Source organism: Phaeobacter sp. A36a-5a, from assembly GCF_037911135.1.
Lineage (GTDB): Bacteria > Pseudomonadota > Alphaproteobacteria > Rhodobacterales > Rhodobacteraceae > Phaeobacter > Phaeobacter bryozoorum.
Genome location: NZ_JBBLYU010000003.1, coordinates 374,221 through 392,285 on the forward strand (window position 1 = coordinate 374,221; position 18,065 = coordinate 392,285).

Here is an 18,065-nt window from a genome sequence, read left to right on the forward strand (position 1 = left end):
TCCCCGCTTCCCGGCGTATATAGGGAGCGCAAATGCCCCCTGCAACCGCCAGATCGTGTCCTGTTTCGCGAATTACTGCGGTTTTTGACAGGGGAGCGGTTAAGAACAGGCTAACGGTGATGATGAAGTTGCGGTTGCGGGGATTTGAGCTGACAAAACCCCTGTTGGATACGGTACGGCAGCGACAGCTGATTGACTGTCTGCGTCCCGTTCTGCGCGCCGCTCCTCTGTTCTCGCCCGAGGTGCCCGGTGGCGGCAAGATGTCGGTGCGAATGACCTCGGCCGGGGTATGCGGCTGGGTGAGTGACAGGGACGGGTATCGTTATCAGGATCGGCATCCCTCCGGCCAGGGCTGGCCGAAAATCCCGGCAGAAATCCTGGATATCTGGCGGGCCAGCACAGGGCTGGAGCGACAACCGGACTGTTGTTTGATCAACTACTATGGCGAGGGCGCCCGCATGGGTCTGCATCAGGACAAGGATGAGGCGGATTTCTCCTACCCGGTGGTGTCCGTCTCTCTGGGCGATGACGGCCTTCTGCGGATCGGCAATCAATTCCGTGGCGGTAAGACGGAGACCGTCTGGCTGAACTCAGGCGATGTCGTCGTGATGGGGGGCGAGGCGCGGCTGACCTATCATGGGGTTGACCGCATCCGCTTCAAATCCTCGCGTTTGCTGCCAAAGGGTGGTCGCATAAACCTGACACTTCGCGTGGTGACCTGAGCCATTGCGTCAATCCGTCGATCAGCGTTTGGCACCCCAACTGATCGAGGCACGGCGACGGGTGTAAAACTCCCCCATTAGTCCGATCATGATCAGGACGAGCGCCACCCAACCCGCGTATTGCCAGTTGCTGAAATGGGGGTTGTAGTTGATGAACACAAACCCACGCGCCTGATCGATGCAATGAAACAGCGGGTTCCAGTCGAACATCGACAGCATGAAGCTGGGCAGAGTGTTCGCCAGAAACATCTTGCCCGAGGCGATCATATTGGCCCTTTGGTAGATCGTGGAGATGATGCCAACAGTCCCCGGCGACCAAGGTTTCATGACCAGCAGGATCAAACCTACCGCAGCACCGGTTATCCAGGAGAGCAGCACCATGCCAAAGGCCGCAATCGGTTCCTCTATTTCAATCGGGGTGAACGCCACGTGATAGACGAACAGGATGATCAGCATCGACAGCACCTGAATATACAGTGATCCCAGTGCCGCCGACAGAATGGCGACGATCGTGTTCATCGGGGCGTGCTGCATCATCGGGCTGCTTGGCCCCTCTGCTCCGGCGACAGCGGAAACGGCCTTGGTGTGGGTCAGGAACAAAAACACACCCGACATCACATAGAGCAGGAAATCGCCGCGAATGGCCGAACCGCGCAGGCCGAGCAGGGAAAACATCACGTAGAACACGATGACAAACATCACCGCCTGCGTGAGATTGGTCGCCAGAGCCATGAAAGCATTATTATGTTTGGAGCGAACGCTGCGGGCCACGGAATGAAAGACAACCTCACCCATGGCGATGAGGCTGCTGAGACGTGACCGTTTGTGGCGTTGCTCGAACATGATGTCGCTTAGCCGGACCTGCTTTAGGTGAAACTCTGCTTATCGTTACCACGGAAATCTTGCTGTTCCGTTTCACCCCGACCATAAGGGGGACAACTGCTGTAATCAACCAAACCCGGTCAGGGAGAGTGTTTGTGACATATGATGAGCTTATTCCGGTAATCCGCCGATTGGCGATCGAAGCCGGAGAGAAGATCATGGAGATCTATAATTCGGATGAATTCGAGGTGAAGGTGAAATCGGATGAAAGCCCGGTAACCGCCGCTGACGAGGCCGCCGATGCGTTGATTTCTGCCGGGTTGCGCGCAGCCTTTCCCGACGTGATGCTGGTGACCGAGGAACAGGCGGAATCGCACAGCAAGAGCGGGCACACCTTTCTGATTGTGGATCCGCTGGACGGAACCAAGGAGTTCATCCACCGCCGCGGTGATTTTACCGTCAATATCGCATTGGTCGAAAACGGTGTGCCGACGCGCGGCGTTGTCTATGCGCCGGCGCGGTCTCGGATGTTCTTCACCTTGGCGGACGGATCAGCGGTTGAGGAAACCGGCGCTTTTGATCCCTCAGCCATGGGAGAGATCAAACCCATTCGTGTTGCAGACAGTGATAATGATGCGCTGATGGTGGTTGCGTCGAAATCGCACCGTGATCAGGCCACCGATGATTACATCAACAAATACGCCGTGAAGGACAGCAAGAGCGCGGGGTCTTCGCTGAAGTTCTGTCTGGTCGCAACAGGCGAAGCCGACCTCTACCCGCGGGTGGGGCGGACCATGGAATGGGATACCGCCGCTGGTCATGCGGTCCTCTGCGGTGCCGGTGGTCAAGTGGTACGTTTTGATGATCATTCGCCACTGACCTACGGCAAGGAAGGCTATGCGAATCCTTTCTTTATAGCCTATGCGCCGGGTGTGGAGCTTAAGAAAGCCTGATGTCCGTCCTTATCGTCATTCCCGCCCGCTATGCTTCGACCCGCTATCCAGGTAAGCCGCTTGTTGCTTTGACCGGGGCCAGCGGCGAGAGCCAAACGCTGATCGAACGCTCCTGGCGTGCGGCCATGGCCGTCAATGGCGTAGATCGTGTGGTTGTCGCAACCGACGACGACCGAATTCGCGATGCTGCCACCGGGTTTGGTGCCGAGGTTGTTATGACCTCCGAAAGCTGCGCCAACGGGACGGAGCGTTGCGCCGAAGCGCTGGATAAACTTGGCGGCGATTATGATATCGTGGTGAACCTGCAAGGGGACGCGCCGCTGACGCCGCATTGGTTTATCGAGGATCTGATTGTCGGCCTGCGCGGCGCGCCTGACAAAGGGTTGGCAACGCCGGTGCTGCGCTGCGACGGCGCGACGCTGAACAGTCTGCTGGCAGACCGTAAGGCCGGTCGTGTTGGCGGCACCACGGCGGTGTTCGGTAGCGACCATAATGCGCTCTACTTCTCCAAGGAGGTGGTGCCCTTTACGTCCGAAACCTATGGTTCAGATCAGGAGACGCCGGTGTTTCACCACGTCGGTGTCTATGCCTATCGCCCGGATGCGCTGAGCGCCTATCCTGGCTGGCCTGTCGGGCCATTGGAAACCCTCGAAGGGCTGGAGCAGCTGCGCTTTCTTGAGAACGGGCGCAAGATTCTCTGCGTGGAGGTTGAAGCACGTGGACGCGAGTTCTGGGAGCTGAACAATCCCGAGGATGTTCCCCGGATTGAGGCGATGATGAAAAAAATGGGTCACAAATAGGCCTGAATTGTCGATAATATGAAACATGATACGGGATGCCGTGAGCGAAATGTGACTGGGGGTATATTTTCTGAATTGCCTACGGAATACTCTGACCGGCCTTTCGAGGCAGGTTTTGCCACCTAAACGGCCCCACTGACGAACCGCATCAGAACGGTTTGAGAAATAGAAACGAGAGTGCGAGATGCGTAGAAAAGTAACGAAGGCAATTTTTCCGGTGGCCGGGCTTGGAACCAGATTCCTGCCGGCAACCAAATCGGTTCCCAAAGAAATCATGACGCTGGTTGACCGCCCGCTGGTCCAATATGCCATTGATGAGGCCCGAGAGGCCGGCATCAAGGAGTTCATCTTTGTCACCTCGCGCGGCAAAGGAGCGCTAGAGGATTATTTCGACCATTCACCCATGCTTGAGCAGGAGCTGCGTAAGAAGGGTAAGGATGATCTGCTGGAAATCCTGAAAGCGACCAATATGGAATCGGGCGCGATTGCCTATATTCGCCAGCATCAGGCGCTGGGCCTTGGTCACGCGGTCTGGTGCGCGCGTCGCCTGATCGCCAATGAACCCTTCGCGGTGATCCTGCCTGATGATGTCATCGCGGCGGAAACCCCCTGCCTGAAGCAGATGGTGGAAGCCTACGAGGAAACCGGCGGCAATATGGTCGCGGCCATGGAGGTTCCGCCAGAACAGACATCGTCCTACGGTGTGCTGGATGTGCGCGACGACATGGGCTCGGTGGTGTCGGTAAATGGCATGGTTGAAAAGCCCAAAGCCGAAGATGCCCCGTCTAATCTGGCGGTTATTGGTCGCTATATCCTGGCGCCATCGGTCTTGCGCAATCTCAATAAGAAGAAACAGGGCGCCGGTGGTGAGATCCAGCTGACCGATGCCATTGCCGAAGATATCGCCGACGATGTACCGGTCTACGGCTATCGTTTCCGTGGTCAGCGCTTTGATTGCGGATCCAAGGCTGGTTTCCTGCAGGCAACCGTCGCCTTTGCGCTGGCACGTGAAGAGCTGCGCGATGATCTGATGTGCTACATCAATGAGATTGCGCAGGTCGACAAGGCGGCGCAGTAAGCCGATCACTTCGCCGAGAGTGGCGGAGATTGTGAACATCTGGAAATTGGGTGGCCGGACAGCACTGTCCGGCCTTTTGATCAGGAAGACGCTGCTTTGACATATATTCTGGTGACTGGTGGAGCGGGTTATATTGGCTCTCATGCCTGCAAGGCACTAAAGGCTGCCGGTTTTACCCCCGTAACCTACGATAATCTGGTGACTGGCTGGCAGGACGCCGTGAAGTTCGGACCCTTTGAAAAGGGGGATCTGGCTGATCGTCTGCGACTGGACGAGGTTTTTGCCAAATATCAACCGGCCGCCGTGATGCACTTCGCCGCGTTGAGCCAGGTTGGTGAAGCCATGAGCGAACCCGGGCGCTACTGGGCCAACAATGTCGGCGGGTCTCTCACGCTGATTGAAGCCGCGGTGGCAGCCGGCTGCCTCGATTTCGTTTTCTCATCAACCTGCGCCACCTATGGGGAGCATGACAATGTGGTGCTGGACGAAAGCACGCCGCAGCTTCCCCTTAATGCCTATGGCGCGTCCAAACGGGCGGTAGAAGACATCCTGCGCGATTTTGGCGCCTCGCATGGGCTGCGGTCGGTGATCTTCCGTTACTTCAACGTGGCGGGTGCCGACCCCGAGGCCGAGGTGGGCGAGTTCCACCGCCCCGAGACTCATCTGGTGCCGCTGGTGCTGGATGCGATTGAGGGCAAACGTGACGCGCTGACCATTTTTGGAACCGACTATGACACCCCGGATGGCACCTGCGTGCGTGACTATGTTCACGTCTGCGATCTGGTCGACGCCCATGTGCTGGGCCTGAAATGGCTGAAAGACGGCAAAGGGAGCCAGGTCTTCAACCTGGGGACCGGCACCGGTTTCTCCGTACGGGAAGTCATGGACAAGGCGGAGGCGACAACCGGTCAATCGGTGCCTCACTCAATTGGTCCTCGTCGTGCCGGCGATTGCACCAAGCTGGTGTCGGGTTCGGTGCGGGCGGCTACCCTGCTTGGGTGGGAACCGAAGCGATCGGATCTTGAAACTATGATCGCGGATGCCTGGGGCTGGCACAAAGCCGGCGCTTACGAGCGCTAGGGTGACGGGGCCAGAGCGGGCTCCAGGTACTGTACCGCTGCCGGAAATCTCCCTGGCGGCGGCCTATCGGCTGAGGTGGCAGCGACGTCGGCTGCTTTGGCGCTCTTTCCGGTCCCGGCATCAGCTGACGACGCTGACGGACCGCACTCGCATTTTGCAACGGGATGCAATTCTTGCCATCACAGTGCTGCGCAATGAAGCGACCCGGCTTCCGTTTTTCCTGGCCTTTTATCGCGATCTGGGTGTCGACCATTTTCTGATCGTCGACAATGGCAGCGATGATGGCAGCGCCGCCTATCTTGCCGGTCAGCCTGATGTCTCGCTCTGGCATACAGGCGCCAGCTATCGCGATGCTCGGTTTGGTCTCGACTGGGCGACATGGCTTCAGATCCGTTATGGTCACCGGCGCTGGTGTCTTAGTGTTGATGCAGATGAATTGCTGGTGTTTGGCGGTGATGCCCGGCACGGTCTGCGCGGATTGACAGATTGGCTGGACCGTCATGGCAGGGCTGGCTTCGGTGCCTTGATGCTGGATCTTTTTCCGAAGGGGTCAGTGGGAGAGGTGAGTTACGTCCCAGGTGATGATCCCCGCCGAGTATTGCCGTGGTTTGATACCGGGCCATATCGCCGGGTTCGACAGGCGCCGCGCGGCAACCTGTGGGTACAGGGCGGCCTCAGGGAGCGGGTGTTTTTTCCTGATGAGCCGCAGCGGGGACCTACGCTGAACAAGGTGCCGCTGGTCAAATGGCACCGCAGCTTCGCCTATACGAATTCTACCCATGCAATGCTGCCCAGGCGGTTGAATGCACTATACGATGGGCCAGGTGGGGCAGGTCCGTCCGGGGTTCTGCTGCACAGCAAATTCTTGCCCGAAATCACCAAGAAGGCAGAGATCGAAAAGCGGCGTGGCCAGCATTTCAGCGCGCCGGAATTGTTCGACGGCTATTACAACCAATTGGCTGCGGCACCGGATCTCTGGCACAGCGACGCGATCCGATATCAGGGACCGGATCAGTTGGAGGCATTGGGGCTGGCCCGCGCCCCTGATTGGGACGCGGACTGAGCCGCGGCTTAGCTGCGTTCGGCGTTCTGCTCGTCACGACGCTGGCGTACCAACTGATGTTTGGTGACCAGCGAGGCTGTGACAACGCCGACGGTGACAATGCCGATCATGATCGTCGAGAGCGCGTTGATCTCCGGGCTGACACCGAGCCGCACCGCAGAGAAGATCTTGATGGGCAGGGTTGTTGCCGCAGGGCCTGCGGTGAAGGAGGCAATCACCAGGTCGTCCAGCGACAGGGTAAAGGCCAGAAGCCAGCCTGAAATCACTGCGGGCGCGATGATCGGTAACGTCACTAGGCGGAACGCCTCTGCCTGCGAACAGCCCAGATCCAGCGCGGCTTCCTCCAGCGATCGATCAAAGGTTACCAACCGCGAAGAGACCACGACCGAGACATAGCACATGGCAAAGGTCGTATGCGCGAGCACGATGGTCATAATCCCGCGATCCAGCCCGATCCCGATGAACAGGAGCAGCAGCGAAAGGCCTGTGATTACCTCTGGCATCACCAATGGCGCGTAGATCATGCCGGAAAACAGCGTACGCCCCAGGAACCGCCCGCCGCGCACCAGCACGTAGGCGGCCATGGTGCCAAGGACCGTCGCGATGCTGGAGGAGATAACGGCTACCTTCAGCGTGACCAATGCCGCACTGAGGAATGCCTCGTTGTGCAGCAGTTCACCATACCATTTGACAGAGAACCCGGCCCAGACGGTAACCAGCTTGCTTTCGTTGAAGCTGTAGGCGATCAGGATGACCATCGGGATATACAGAAACGCAAATCCCAGCGTCAGCGAAACGGTGTTGAACCAGCTCATTCGGGTCATTGTTCCGCCTCCTGTTGTTTCTGCTGGTTGCGCTGGAACAGCACGATCGGCACGATCAGGATCAATAGCAGCACAACTGCCACCGCAGAGGCCACTGGCCAGTCACGGTTGGAGAAGAACTCTTCCCACAGAACCTTGCCGATCATCAGCGTGTCCGACCCCCCCAGCAGTGACGGGATCACGAATTCGCCTAGCGTCGGAATAAAGACGAGGAAGCAGCCCGCAATGATGCCGGCGCGCGACAGCGGGATGGTGACCAACCAGAAGGCCTGCGTACGTGAGCAGCCCAGATCCTCGGCAGCCTCGATGAGCGATCCGTCCAGCCGCTCCAGTGCCGAGTATATCGGCAAAATCATGAACGGCAGGTAGGTGTAGACGATGCCGATATAGACCGCGGTATTGGTGTTCAAAATGGTGAGCGGCGTGTCGATGATCCCAAGCCAGATCAGAAACTGGTTCAACAGCCCCTCATTCGACAGGATGCCCATCCATGCATAAACGCGGATCAGGAAGCTGGTCCAGAAGGGCAGGATCACCAACATCATCAGCGTCGGACGCCATTCAGACGGGGCGCGGGCCATGCCATAGGCCATGGGGTAGCCGACCAGCAGGGTCAGCAGAGTTGAGATCACAGCGATCCGAAGCGAGCTGAGATAGGCTTTCCAATAGAGGTCGTCCTCTGTCAGCCAGACGAAATTCTCAAAATCCAGATCCGCAATAAAGGCGCCGATACCAGTGACCCAGTCGAACTGCGGCATATAAGGCGGGCGCGCCACGGCGGCGTCCGACAGGGCGATCTTGAACACGATGGCAAAGGGCACAAGGAACAGCGCTAGAAGCCAGGCGTATGGGATGGCAATCAGGAAAAAGCGGCGCATCAGTTTGCCAGTAGGACACCGGCAGTGGCTGTCCAGGACAGCCAGACCGGGTCTTCCCAGGTAAAGGCGCGCCGGGCGATACGGCGGGTATTTGCGGTCTGAGCTTTGATCACCGCACCAGATGGCAGTTCGACATGGTAGGTCGAGATATTGCCGAGATATGCTATATCGAGAATACGGCCCTGCACGCTATTGTCGGCCTCGGCGGGACGATCCGCACTGATCGTGACCTTCTCCGGGCGGATCGCCAGATGGCAGGCTTGGCCATCAGAGAATGTCGCCTGGCTTTTCACCGTCAGCGGGGCGGCGCCATCTTTCCAGCTGACCGCATATTCATCGGGGCCCGTGGGCGAAGCGGTGCCGTCGATGATGTTCACATCGCCAATGAAATCAGCCACGTAAAGCGAATTTGGCGTTTCGTAGATACGATCAGGAGTGGCAACCTGGACGATCTGGCCATTGTCCATCACCGCCACGCGGGAGGCGACCGTCATCGCCTCTTCCTGATCGTGGGTGACAATAACAAAGGTGGTGCCAGTCTTTTCCTGAATGTCCATCAGTTCGAACTGGGTGTCCTGGCGCAGCTTCTTGTCGAGCGCGCCGAGAGGTTCATCCAGCAAGAGAAGTTTGGGTGCTTTGGCCAGCGATCTTGCCAAGGCCACCCGCTGCCGTTGACCGCCGGAGATCTGGTGCGGCTTACGGCGCGCGAATTTCTCAAGCCGGGTCAGGCGCAGCATTTCCTGTACCCGCTCGGCGATATCATGTTTGGGCTTGTTCTCGCGCTTCAGTCCAAAGGCGATATTGTCCCAGACGCTCAGATGTGGGAATAGCGCATAGGACTGGAACATCATGTTGACCAGACGCTTGTTCGGCGGGACCGGTGCAATATCCTGACCCGACAGGAAAATTTTGCCTTCAGTTGGCGTTTCAAACCCTGCCAGCATCCGCATCATCGTGGTCTTGCCGCAGCCCGAGGGGCCAAGCAAGGCAAAGAACTCTTTCTCGTAGATCCCAAGCGTCAGATCGTCGATCGCGGTGAACTCACCAAAGCGCTTGGTAACATTCTGGAATTGGATCAGGGGCTTAGCCTCTGGATCGTTCCAGGGTTCAAAAACAGGAATAGTCACGCTGGCCCCCAATGTATGACGCAAGTGGCGGAACGGGCATGGAACAGCTGCCGACGTTCCCGCAGGAAAAAGCGCGGGGCATATCCGATGCCCCGCGCGTCAATCAATCTCGGGTCAGGTCCCAGATTTGATCTTGGTCCACATACGCGTCGCCGTACGCTGCAATTTGGGCGGATAGGCTTCTTTGATGTAGAGGTTTTTCAGGGTGTCATCGTTCGGATAGATCGCGGGGTCGTTGATCACATCCTCTTCGAGGAACTCCTGGCTCGCCTTGTTGCCATTGGCATAATAGACGTAGTTGGATGCCGCAGCCATGTTCTCGGCTTCCATAATGAAGTTCAGGAACTTGTGAGCCCCGTCGGGGTTAGGGGCGTCCACCGGGATCGCCATCTGGTCGAACCACATCAGTGCGCCTTCCTTGGGCGCGTTGAAGACGATTTCGACACCGTTTTCGGCCTCGTCGGCACGATCGCGCGCCTGCAGGATATCGCCGGACCAGCCAAAGGCCACGCAGATGTCACCATTTGCCAGTGCGTTGATGTACTCTGAGCTGTGGAATTTCTTCACATAGGGGCGGATCGCCATCAGCACGGGTTCGGCCTTGGCAACCACATCGGGGTCCATGCTATTGGGATCTTCACCGATATATTGCAGGGCGGCCGGGATCATCTCGTCCGGGGCATCCAGAATGTACACGCCACATTCGGCCAGCTTTTCCATGTTGGCAGGGTTGAACACCAGATCGAGCGAGTCGATCGGTGCATCCGCGCCCAGAGCCTCTTCGACCTTTGCGGTGTTTGCACCGATCCCAGTCGTGCCCCACATGTAGTTGATGGAATAGAGGTTGTCCGGATCATAGCGTGCTGTACGCTCCTTGATCACGTCCCACATGTTGCCTGCGTTCGACAGCTTGTCGGTATCCAGTTTCTGGAACGCGCCAGCCTGAATCTGACGCGCCAAGAACGAGCCGGTCGGAACGACTACATCGTAACCGGAGCCGCCGGCCAGCATCTTGGTTTCCAGCAACTCGTTGCTGTCGAAGACGTCGTAGATCAGTTCGATGCCGGTCTCGGCTTCGAATTTCTCCAGCAAGGCTTCGTCAATATAGTCGGACCAGTTGTAAACGCGAACTTCTTCGGCGACGGCGGCCGCACTGCTCAGCGCCACGATGGCTGTCAATGTCATCGTCTTGAGTGTCATGAGTATCTCCCTGTGCGTGCCGGTTTCCGTGCCCGGCTGATAAGGATTTGATCAAGTTTTGCCTCATTCGGCAATACTGTTTATGTTTTCACTTGGGGAAACTTGGTGCAAGCTGCCCAAAATTTAGGAGGAATTCAGAAGGTGAACCTGAGCCAACCAGCCGCATCATCCGGCAGTCAGCCCACTGCCAAACTGCCCGCCCATGAAACCGTCTACCAGACCTTGCGCGGGCAAATTCTGTTTGGCGATCTGGCGCCGGGGCAGGCGGTCACCATCCAGGGTCTGGTCGAGTCGTTGGGGGCCGGGATGACCCCGGTACGCGAAGCCATCCGCCGACTGATCTCTGATGGCGCGCTGGTGTTTCAGGGAAATCGCCGTGTGTCTGTGCCGATGTTACGTGAAAGTGACCTGAACGAGCTGATTTATGCAAGAAAAACAATAGAGTGTCAACTTGCTCGGTTGGCAACCACGCGTGTATCTGCGGATGATATCACCGCGCTGGAGGCCATCGACACAGCTCTGGATCAGGCTATTTCGGCAGGAGACGTCACTGGCTATCTGGTGCAGAACTACCGGTTCCACACGCGGCTTTATGCGTATGCCGATGCGCCTATCCTGACAGATCTGGCGGATCGGCTTTGGCTGCGCTTCGGTCCATCCTTGCGCGTGGTCTGTGGACGGCTTGGTACGCAGAGCTTTCCCGACCGGCACAAGGACATCCTCGAGGCCCTGCATCGCAAGGACGCAGATCTGGCGGCGCTGGCCATGGAGCGGGACGTCGCTCAGGGGATGGATCAGGTAAGTCAGGGGCTGAATCAGTCGAGCTGATTCGATTGACACGCTAGAATTTGATCATATTCTGGGCGCAATCTCTTCCTTCAGGAGTCTGCCCCATGACTGCGATTACAAATCACCTGCCCACGGCCGAGCTTCAGGCTCTGGATGCGGCCCATCACATGCACCCCTTCACCGCAAACGGTGAGCTGGCGGAAAAAGGCGCGCGGATCATCACGCGCGCCACCGGCGTCACGCTGACAGACAGCGAGGGCAACCAGATACTGGATGCCATGGCCGGCCTGTGGTGTGTCAACATTGGCTATGGGCGGGACGAGTTGGCAGATGTCGCCGCCCGCCAGATGCGCGAGCTGCCGTACTACAACACATTCTTTCAGACCACACATACGCCCGCGATCGCGCTGGCGGCGAAAATCGCCGAACTGGCGCCCGAGGGGCTGAACCATGTGTTCTTCGCCGGGTCCGGTTCAGAAGCCAATGACACCAATATTCGCATGGTCCGCCATTATTGGGCGATGAAGGGCAAGCCGACAAAATCGGTGATCATCAGCCGCAAGAACGGGTATCATGGCTCGTCCGTTGGCAGCGGCAGCCTGGGCGGTATGACTGCGATGCACGAACAGGGCGGCCTGCCGATCCCGGATATCCATCATATCAATCAGCCCAACTGGTGGGCCGAAGGCGGCGATATGGCGGTAGAGGAGTTTGGTCTCGCGCGCGCTCAGGAGCTGGAGCAGGCGATTCTTGAGTTGGGCGAAGACCGGGTCGCGGCCTTTATTGCCGAACCGGTTCAGGGCGCCGGCGGTGTCATTGTTCCGCCTGCAACCTACTGGCCCGAGATCCAGCGGATCTGCGACAAATATGAAATCCTGCTGATCGCTGATGAGGTGATCTGCGGCTTCGGGCGTACCGGCAATTGGTTCGGAAGCCAGACCATGGGCATTCGCCCCGATATCATGACCATCGCCAAGGGGCTATCGTCCGGCTATGCGCCGATTGGCGGATCTATTGTCAGCGACGAGATTGCAGCGGTGATTGGATCCGGTGAATTCAATCACGGCTACACCTATTCGGGCCATCCGGTTGCCGCCGCGGTGGCCCTGGAGAACCTGCGCATTCTCGAGGAGGAGAACATCATCGACAATGTGCGTGATGTTGTGGCGCCTTATCTCAAGGAGCAATGGGAGGCGCTCGTCGATCATCCGCTGGTGGGCGAAGCCAAGATTGTCGGCATGATGGGATCGATTGCACTGACCCCGAACAAGGCGACGCGCGCGGCCTTTGCCGCTGAAACCGGAACTGTCGGCTACATCTGCCGGGAGCGGTGCTTTGCCAATAATCTGGTGATGCGCCACGTTGGTGATCGGATGATCATCTCGCCGCCGCTGATCATCACACCCGAAGAGATTGATACGCTCATCGCGCGGGCGCGCCAGTCGCTCGATGAATGTTATGCAGCGCTGAAAGAGCGAGACTTGCTGCACAGCGCGTGACGCGGGCTGAAGCTGTTTGACCAAGGCGTCGGTTCCGGTCGGGAGCCGGCGCCTTTGCTATTTCCGCGAATCTTTGTGGCTCGGTCAAAGCTGCTCGGTCAAATTCGGTTATTTGAGTGTTTCCGGTAACGGACGTTTGCGATCAATCAAGGCGTGTACACATAGAGTTTTTATCTGATTGGCAATCGAAATCCTGTCGCTTTTCGATCCTTGTTCGTCGCAATACGTACCGTTGTCGACGTTATCGGCCCTAAGGTAAACTACAGAGATGATCCGGACGATCCGGTTGCACACCAACACTCGTGTGTGCTTACATCACGACAGAAGTGCAGAGCTAATCTGCCGAACCAAACCAGGGAGCCTCACTTGGCTGATGCGTCAAACACGAGCGCGTTCGTTGAATTCGAACGCGTGCAGAAGAGTTATGACGGCGAGAACCTCGTTGTCAAAGATCTGAACCTCACCATGCCGAAAGGCGAATTTCTGACCATGTTGGGCCCGTCCGGTTCGGGCAAAACGACTTGCCTGATGATGTTGGCGGGTTTTGAGACAGCGACCCATGGTGATATTCGGCTTGGCGGCGTCTCGATCAACAACATTCCGCCTCATAAACGCGGCATCGGAATGGTGTTCCAGAACTACGCGCTTTTCCCTCACATGACCATTGCCGAAAATCTGAGCTTCCCGCTGGAAGTCCGCAACATGGGCAAGTCCGAGCGTGAGCAGAAGGTGAAGCGCGCGCTTGACATGGTCGAGATGGGCGCCTTTGGCGGTCGCCGTCCGGCCCAGTTGTCCGGTGGTCAGCAGCAGCGTGTTGCCTTGGCGCGTGCGCTGGTGTTTGAACCCGAACTGGTGCTGATGGACGAACCTCTGGGCGCGCTGGACAAGCAGCTGCGCGAGAAGATGCAGTTCGAGATCACCCATCTTGCACATCAGCTGGGCATCACCACTGTTTATGTGACCCACGACCAGACCGAAGCGCTGACCATGTCGGATCGCGTGGCAGTGTTCAACGATGGTCGTATTCAGCAGCTGGCGCCGCCGGATGAGCTGTACGAAGAGCCGTCCAACAGTTTCGTTGCCCAGTTCATTGGTGAGAACAACACGCTGGAAGGCACGGTCAAAGAGGTCAACAATGGCATCGCGCTGGTACAACTGGACGATGGCGAATTGATTGACTGCAAGCCGATCAACGTTTCCAAACCCGGTGAGCGGACCCGCGTGTCGATCCGGCCCGAACGTGTTGAATACAACAAGGACCGGATGCAGGAAGGCGCCCATACGCTCAAGGCTGAAGTGCTTGAGTTTATCTACATGGGCGACATCTTCCGCACCCGTCTGCGCGTCGCCGGAAATGATGAGTTCATCATCAAGACCCGCAACGCACCCGATCAGGTACGGTTGAAGCCCGGCCAGCAGATCGAAATCGGCTGGTTGCCTGAAGATTGCCGCGCGCTGGACGCCTGACGTCCGCGCGCGCCCGAACCTCCGGCAGCGAACGACCGGCGGACAATCCAGATAAATAACGATTTCAACAAGGAGTAGAGTGTCTATGAAACTCACCAAACTGACTGCCCTGGCAGCCACCACGGCACTGTGTGCGCCGATGGCGATGGCTGCTGATATGGCCAACGAGATGACCATCGTGTCCTGGGGCGGCGCCTATCAGGAAAGCCAGCTGAAGGCCTATGTGGTTCCTTATCAGGAAATGCACCCCGATCTGAAAGTGATCTGGGATGAAAGCTCGGCCGAGGCGACCGCAAAAATGCGCGCCATGACCGAAGCGGGCAATGTCACCTGGGATCTGGTCGACGTTGTTGCTTCTGATGCGATGCGTATGTGTGACGAAGGTCTCGCCGCCGAGCTGAACCACGACGAAGATTTGGCTGCGGCGCCCGATGGCACACCCGCAACCGAAGACTTCGGCGATCTGATCGTCAGCGACTGCTTCGTGCCGCAGATCGTGTATTCGACCACCTTCGGGTACCGCATGGACAAGGTTGGTGACACGCCGCCGAGCTCCATCTGCGATGTCTTCGACACTGCGAAATATCCGGGCAAGCGCGCCCTTCAGAAGCGTCCGATCGACAACGTCGAGTGGGCCCTCTACTGCGACGGCGTTGCCAAGGATGAGATCTACGACGTGCTGAGCACCGACGAAGGTGTGGAGCGTGCCCTGGCCAAGCTCGACACAATCAAGGATCAGGTCGTCTGGTGGACTGCTGGTGCGGAAACGCCGCAGCTGCTGGCAGATGGCGAAGTGGTGATGGGCTCGACCTTTAACGGTCGTCTGTTCTCGGCAATTGCTGAGCAGAACCAGCCGATCGAAATGCTCTGGGATATGCAATCTTTCGACCTGGATGGCTGGATCGTTCCGGCTGACCTGCCCGAAGACCGCAAGGCTCGCGTGATGGACTTCCTGAAGTTCGCAACCGACACCCAGCGTCTGGCAGATCAGGCCAAGTTCATCTCCTACGGTCCGGCGCGCGCCTCCTCTGCGCCGCTGGTTGGCAAACACGCCATTCTGGGTATCGACATGGCACCGCATATGCCGACCGATCCGGCGAACTCCGGCAACGTTCATGTCTATGACTACGAATGGTGGGCAGACAACCGCGACGATCTGGACGCTAAATTCCAGGCGTGGCTCGCCAAGTAATCTGTCCGCGAACAGATACTGACATTATCGGGAAGGGGCTGTGTGCCTGGCGCGCAGCCCCTTCTCCACCAACAAAAAATTCCGACGGGGGCTCCTACCCATGAGCGATACCACCCACACCGGACCGGTCTTGGCCGCCGATGGCACGCCGCTGAAGCGTAGCCTGGCCCGAGCTCTCCGGATGCAGAAAATTCGCGCCCTGATGCTGATCGCGCCGCTTCTGCTGTTTGTTCTTCTGACCTTCATCCTCCCGATTGCCGACATGCTGTTCCGCTCGGTTGAGAATAGGATCGTCTCTGACACCCTGCCCAAGACCGTTGTCGCGCTTCAGGATTGGGATGCAAACTCCGGGCAGGCCCCGGATGAGGCCGTGTTTGCCGCATTGGCTGCCGACCTTCAGGTGGCCGCCGAGGAGAAGACCCATACGCGCGTCGGCTCGCGCCTGAACTACGAAAACCCCGGCATTTCCTCGCTGTTCCGCAAGGCCGGGCGCAAGGTCAAGCGTTGGGATCTGGCTCAGGATGGTCCGTTCAAGGAGCAGTTCTTCAAGATTGACAAGGACTGGACCGACCCGGAGGTCTGGCGCACTATCCAGACCTACTCTGGGGCCTACACCAACGGTTATTTTCTGAATGCGGCCGATTTCCAGAAAGGCGCAGAAGGGGCAGAGCTGCGACCCGAGAACGAGCGGATCTATGGAACATTGTTCCTGCGGACACTGATCATGTCGTTGGCGATTACGGTGAGCTGCATCATACTTGGATATCCGGTGGCCTGGATCCTGGCGAATTTGCCGTCCAGATCCGCAAACCTGCTGATGATCCTGGTGTTGCTGCCGTTCTGGACGTCGCTTCTGGTACGAACATCGGCCTGGAAGGTCATGCTGCAGCAGCAGGGCGTCATCAATGACACGCTGGTCTGGCTGGGACTGGTCGCAGATGATGCGCGGCTTGTGATGATCAATAACCAGTTCGGTACGATCGTGGCGATGACCCACATTCTGCTGCCGTTCATGATCCTGCCGATGTATTCGGTGATGCAGACGATCAATCCGTCCTATCTGCGCGCTGCCAAGTCTCTTGGCGCCACCAACTGGACGGCGTTCTGGCGGGTCTACTTCCCGCAGTCTGTGCCAGGTATCGGTGCGGGTTCGATCCTCGTCTTCATTCTGGCGATTGGCTACTACATCACGCCGGAGCTGGTCGGCGGCACCAAAGGTGTCTTCATCTCGAACCGCATCGCCTTCCACATCTCGCAGTCGCTCAACTGGGGCCTTGCGGCCGCGCTTGGCACTATTCTGCTGGTCGTCGTGCTCGCGCTCTACTGGGCCTATGACAAGATTGTCGGTATCGACAACGTGAAACTGGGATAAGACACATGGCTTTGACACCTGTTGAAAACCAAACTCCTGGTTTCGTGGCGATGGTCGCTGCGGCGGCCGGCGCCTTTTTCGGCCTGTTTGTCGGCACTGCGCAGGGCTCTGGCCTTCTCGGGGTACTGATCGGCGCTGCTCTTGTTGGCGGGCTGGGCTTTGTCTTGGCGGGGCTTCGCGATCAGGAGCGGCTGATCCGATGGATCCTGATCGCAGCCTTTGCCATCGCAGGCTTTGTGATGGGCGGGCTGCCCTCGGCCGTCATCGGTATACTGTTCGGTGCCTTTGTCGGCTGGTTCATCTTCTGGCTCTCGACGTCACGCTACCGTGTGCATCTGGCGCCATATCTCACACCTGGCCAGGTGCTTTGGCACTATACGTTTCGGGTGATCTGCGGGGCGGTCTTCGTTTTTCTGATCACGCCGATCCTTGTGGTGATGCCACTGTCGTTCAACGCTCAGGATTTCTTCACCTTCACGCCGGAGATGCTACAATTCGATCCCGAAGGCTATTCGCTGAAGCACTATCGTGACTTCTTTACCAATGCCGACTGGCAGCAGGCGATGTGGAACTCCATCAAGATCGCACCGATGGCGACCATTCTGTCGGTGGGTTTCGGTACGCTGGCCGCCATTGGCCTCAGCCAGCCGCATGTGCCCTTCCGTCGGGCCATTATGGCGATCCTGATTTCGCCGATGATCGTGCCGCTGATCATCTCGGCTGCCGGGATGTATTTCTTCTACAGCCGGATTGGTCTGCAGGGGACATACTTCGGTGTGGTTCTGGCGCATGCAGCCCTTGGCATTCCGTTTGTGATCATTACCGTGACCGCCACTCTGGTTGGTTTCGACCGGTCTCTGACGCGTGCGGCTGCAAATATGGGGGCCGGTCCGGTCACCACCTTCTTCCGCGTGCAGATGCCGCTGATCCTGCCCGGCGTGATTTCTGGTGGTCTGTTTGCCTTCATCACCTCCTTTGATGAAGTTGTCGTTGTGCTCTTTGTCGGGTCTGCCGGGCAGAAAACCCTGCCCTGGCAGATGTTCACCGGCCTGCGCGAACAGATTTCGCCGACCATTCTGGCGGTTGCGACCATTCTGGTCGTGGTGTCGATCTGCCTGCTGACGGTGGTCGAGATGCTGCGTCGCCGGTCGGAGCGTCTGCGCGGCATGAGCCCGAGCTGATATCCGCGTCATCCAACA

Annotated in this window: 17 protein-coding genes; 12 read left to right on the top strand and 5 right to left on the bottom strand. The window is 58.0% G+C overall.

Features of this window, described 5'->3' with window-relative positions:
* Positions 1-119 precede the first annotated feature (119 nt).
* The gene (locus WLQ66_RS15240) at positions 120-722 is read left to right on the top strand and encodes an alpha-ketoglutarate-dependent dioxygenase AlkB family protein (RefSeq protein ID WP_340547175.1); all 603 of its coding nucleotides are present in this window, start codon (positions 120-122) and stop codon (positions 720-722) included.
* Between the two features lie 21 nt (positions 723-743).
* Here WLQ66_RS15240 and WLQ66_RS15245 read toward each other — a convergent pair whose 3' ends face one another.
* Positions 744-1,565 carry an ABC transporter permease gene (locus tag WLQ66_RS15245; RefSeq protein WP_340547176.1) on the bottom strand — a complete coding sequence of 274 codons (822 nt, stop codon included), beginning with the start codon at positions 1,563-1,565 and terminating at the stop codon, positions 744-746.
* Between the two features lie 134 nt (positions 1,566-1,699).
* Between WLQ66_RS15245 and cysQ the strand changes: the two genes are divergently transcribed.
* The 5 genes from cysQ to WLQ66_RS15270 all read left to right on the top strand — a co-directional run bounded on the left by cysQ (position 1,700) and on the right by WLQ66_RS15270 (position 6,518).
* Positions 1,700-2,497 carry a 3'(2'),5'-bisphosphate nucleotidase CysQ gene (cysQ, locus tag WLQ66_RS15250; protein ID WP_340547177.1) on the top strand — a complete coding sequence of 266 codons (798 nt, stop codon included), beginning with the start codon at positions 1,700-1,702 and terminating at the stop codon, positions 2,495-2,497.
* A complete protein-coding gene (locus tag WLQ66_RS15255) occupies positions 2,497-3,297 on the top strand; it encodes a 3-deoxy-manno-octulosonate cytidylyltransferase (RefSeq protein ID WP_340547178.1) in 801 nt (266 codons plus the stop codon). Before cysQ ends, WLQ66_RS15255 begins: the two co-directional genes overlap by 1 nt.
* Before the next feature lie 184 nt (positions 3,298-3,481).
* Entirely contained in the window at positions 3,482-4,375 is an 894-nt protein-coding gene (galU, locus tag WLQ66_RS15260; RefSeq protein WP_340547179.1) for a UTP--glucose-1-phosphate uridylyltransferase GalU, read from the top strand.
* Between the two features lie 96 nt (positions 4,376-4,471).
* Positions 4,472-5,455, top strand: a complete 984-nt coding sequence (galE, locus tag WLQ66_RS15265) for a UDP-glucose 4-epimerase GalE (protein WP_340547180.1) — start codon at positions 4,472-4,474, stop codon at positions 5,453-5,455.
* A gap of 1 nt (position 5,456) precedes the next feature.
* Positions 5,457-6,518 carry a glycosyltransferase family 2 protein gene (locus WLQ66_RS15270; RefSeq protein WP_340547181.1) on the top strand — a complete coding sequence of 354 codons (1,062 nt, stop codon included), beginning with the start codon at positions 5,457-5,459 and terminating at the stop codon, positions 6,516-6,518.
* Positions 6,519-6,526: 8 nt separating this feature from the next.
* Here WLQ66_RS15270 and WLQ66_RS15275 read toward each other — a convergent pair whose 3' ends face one another.
* The 4 genes from WLQ66_RS15275 to WLQ66_RS15290 form a co-directional block, all read right to left on the bottom strand.
* Complete coding sequence (locus WLQ66_RS15275) at positions 6,527-7,342, bottom strand: ABC transporter permease (protein WP_340547182.1); 816 nt, start codon at positions 7,340-7,342, stop codon at positions 6,527-6,529.
* Complete coding sequence (locus WLQ66_RS15280; protein WP_340547183.1) at positions 7,339-8,220, bottom strand: ABC transporter permease subunit; 882 nt, start codon at positions 8,218-8,220, stop codon at positions 7,339-7,341. The genes WLQ66_RS15275 and WLQ66_RS15280 overlap by 4 nt, the downstream gene beginning before the upstream one ends.
* Positions 8,220-9,347 carry an ABC transporter ATP-binding protein gene (locus WLQ66_RS15285; RefSeq protein ID WP_340547184.1) on the bottom strand — a complete coding sequence of 376 codons (1,128 nt, stop codon included), beginning with the start codon at positions 9,345-9,347 and terminating at the stop codon, positions 8,220-8,222. The genes WLQ66_RS15280 and WLQ66_RS15285 overlap by 1 nt, the downstream gene beginning before the upstream one ends.
* A gap of 114 nt (positions 9,348-9,461) precedes the next feature.
* The gene (locus tag WLQ66_RS15290; protein ID WP_340547185.1) at positions 9,462-10,547 is read right to left on the bottom strand and encodes a polyamine ABC transporter substrate-binding protein; all 1,086 of its coding nucleotides are present in this window, start codon (positions 10,545-10,547) and stop codon (positions 9,462-9,464) included.
* Between the two features lie 141 nt (positions 10,548-10,688).
* On the opposite strand from WLQ66_RS15290, the gene WLQ66_RS15295 reads away from it, so the two are divergent.
* The 6 genes from WLQ66_RS15295 to WLQ66_RS15320 all read left to right on the top strand — a co-directional run bounded on the left by WLQ66_RS15295 (position 10,689) and on the right by WLQ66_RS15320 (position 18,047).
* Complete coding sequence (locus WLQ66_RS15295) at positions 10,689-11,375, top strand: GntR family transcriptional regulator (RefSeq protein WP_340547186.1); 687 nt, start codon at positions 10,689-10,691, stop codon at positions 11,373-11,375.
* A gap of 65 nt (positions 11,376-11,440) precedes the next feature.
* Positions 11,441-12,835, top strand: a complete 1,395-nt coding sequence (locus WLQ66_RS15300) for an aspartate aminotransferase family protein (RefSeq protein WP_340547187.1) — start codon at positions 11,441-11,443, stop codon at positions 12,833-12,835.
* 366 nt (positions 12,836-13,201) lie between these two features.
* A complete protein-coding gene (locus tag WLQ66_RS15305) occupies positions 13,202-14,302 on the top strand; it encodes an ABC transporter ATP-binding protein (RefSeq protein ID WP_340547188.1) in 1,101 nt (366 codons plus the stop codon).
* An 85-nt stretch (positions 14,303-14,387) separates the two neighbouring features.
* Positions 14,388-15,494, top strand: a complete 1,107-nt coding sequence (locus tag WLQ66_RS15310) for an extracellular solute-binding protein (protein WP_340547189.1) — start codon at positions 14,388-14,390, stop codon at positions 15,492-15,494.
* A 100-nt stretch (positions 15,495-15,594) separates the two neighbouring features.
* Positions 15,595-16,866 (top strand): ABC transporter permease, encoded by a 1,272-nt coding sequence (locus tag WLQ66_RS15315; protein ID WP_340547190.1) that lies wholly within the window; start codon positions 15,595-15,597, stop codon positions 16,864-16,866.
* 5 nt (positions 16,867-16,871) lie between these two features.
* A complete protein-coding gene (locus tag WLQ66_RS15320; protein WP_340547191.1) occupies positions 16,872-18,047 on the top strand; it encodes an ABC transporter permease in 1,176 nt (391 codons plus the stop codon).
* Positions 18,048-18,065 lie beyond the last annotated feature (18 nt).

Excerpts from the sequence above, each read along its gene's own strand:
- WLQ66_RS15240 (WP_340547175.1), top strand. The coding sequence starts at position 120 with ATGATGAAGTTGCGGTTGCGGGGATTTGAGCTGACAAAACCCCTGTTG.
- WLQ66_RS15245 (WP_340547176.1), bottom strand. The coding sequence starts at position 1,565 with ATGTTCGAGCAACGCCACAAACGGTCACGTCTCAGCAGCCTCATCGCC.
- WLQ66_RS15255 (WP_340547178.1), top strand. The coding sequence starts at position 2,497 with ATGTCCGTCCTTATCGTCATTCCCGCCCGCTATGCTTCGACCCGCTAT.
- galU (WP_340547179.1), top strand. The coding sequence starts at position 3,482 with ATGCGTAGAAAAGTAACGAAGGCAATTTTTCCGGTGGCCGGGCTTGGA.
- WLQ66_RS15275 (WP_340547182.1), bottom strand. The coding sequence starts at position 7,342 with ATGACCCGAATGAGCTGGTTCAACACCGTTTCGCTGACGCTGGGATTT.
- WLQ66_RS15280 (WP_340547183.1), bottom strand. The coding sequence starts at position 8,220 with ATGCGCCGCTTTTTCCTGATTGCCATCCCATACGCCTGGCTTCTAGCG.
- WLQ66_RS15290 (WP_340547185.1), bottom strand. The coding sequence starts at position 10,547 with ATGACACTCAAGACGATGACATTGACAGCCATCGTGGCGCTGAGCAGT.
- WLQ66_RS15300 (WP_340547187.1), top strand. The coding sequence starts at position 11,441 with ATGACTGCGATTACAAATCACCTGCCCACGGCCGAGCTTCAGGCTCTG.
- WLQ66_RS15310 (WP_340547189.1), top strand. The coding sequence starts at position 14,388 with ATGAAACTCACCAAACTGACTGCCCTGGCAGCCACCACGGCACTGTGT.
- WLQ66_RS15315 (WP_340547190.1), top strand. The coding sequence starts at position 15,595 with ATGAGCGATACCACCCACACCGGACCGGTCTTGGCCGCCGATGGCACG.
- WLQ66_RS15320 (WP_340547191.1), top strand. The coding sequence starts at position 16,872 with ATGGCTTTGACACCTGTTGAAAACCAAACTCCTGGTTTCGTGGCGATG.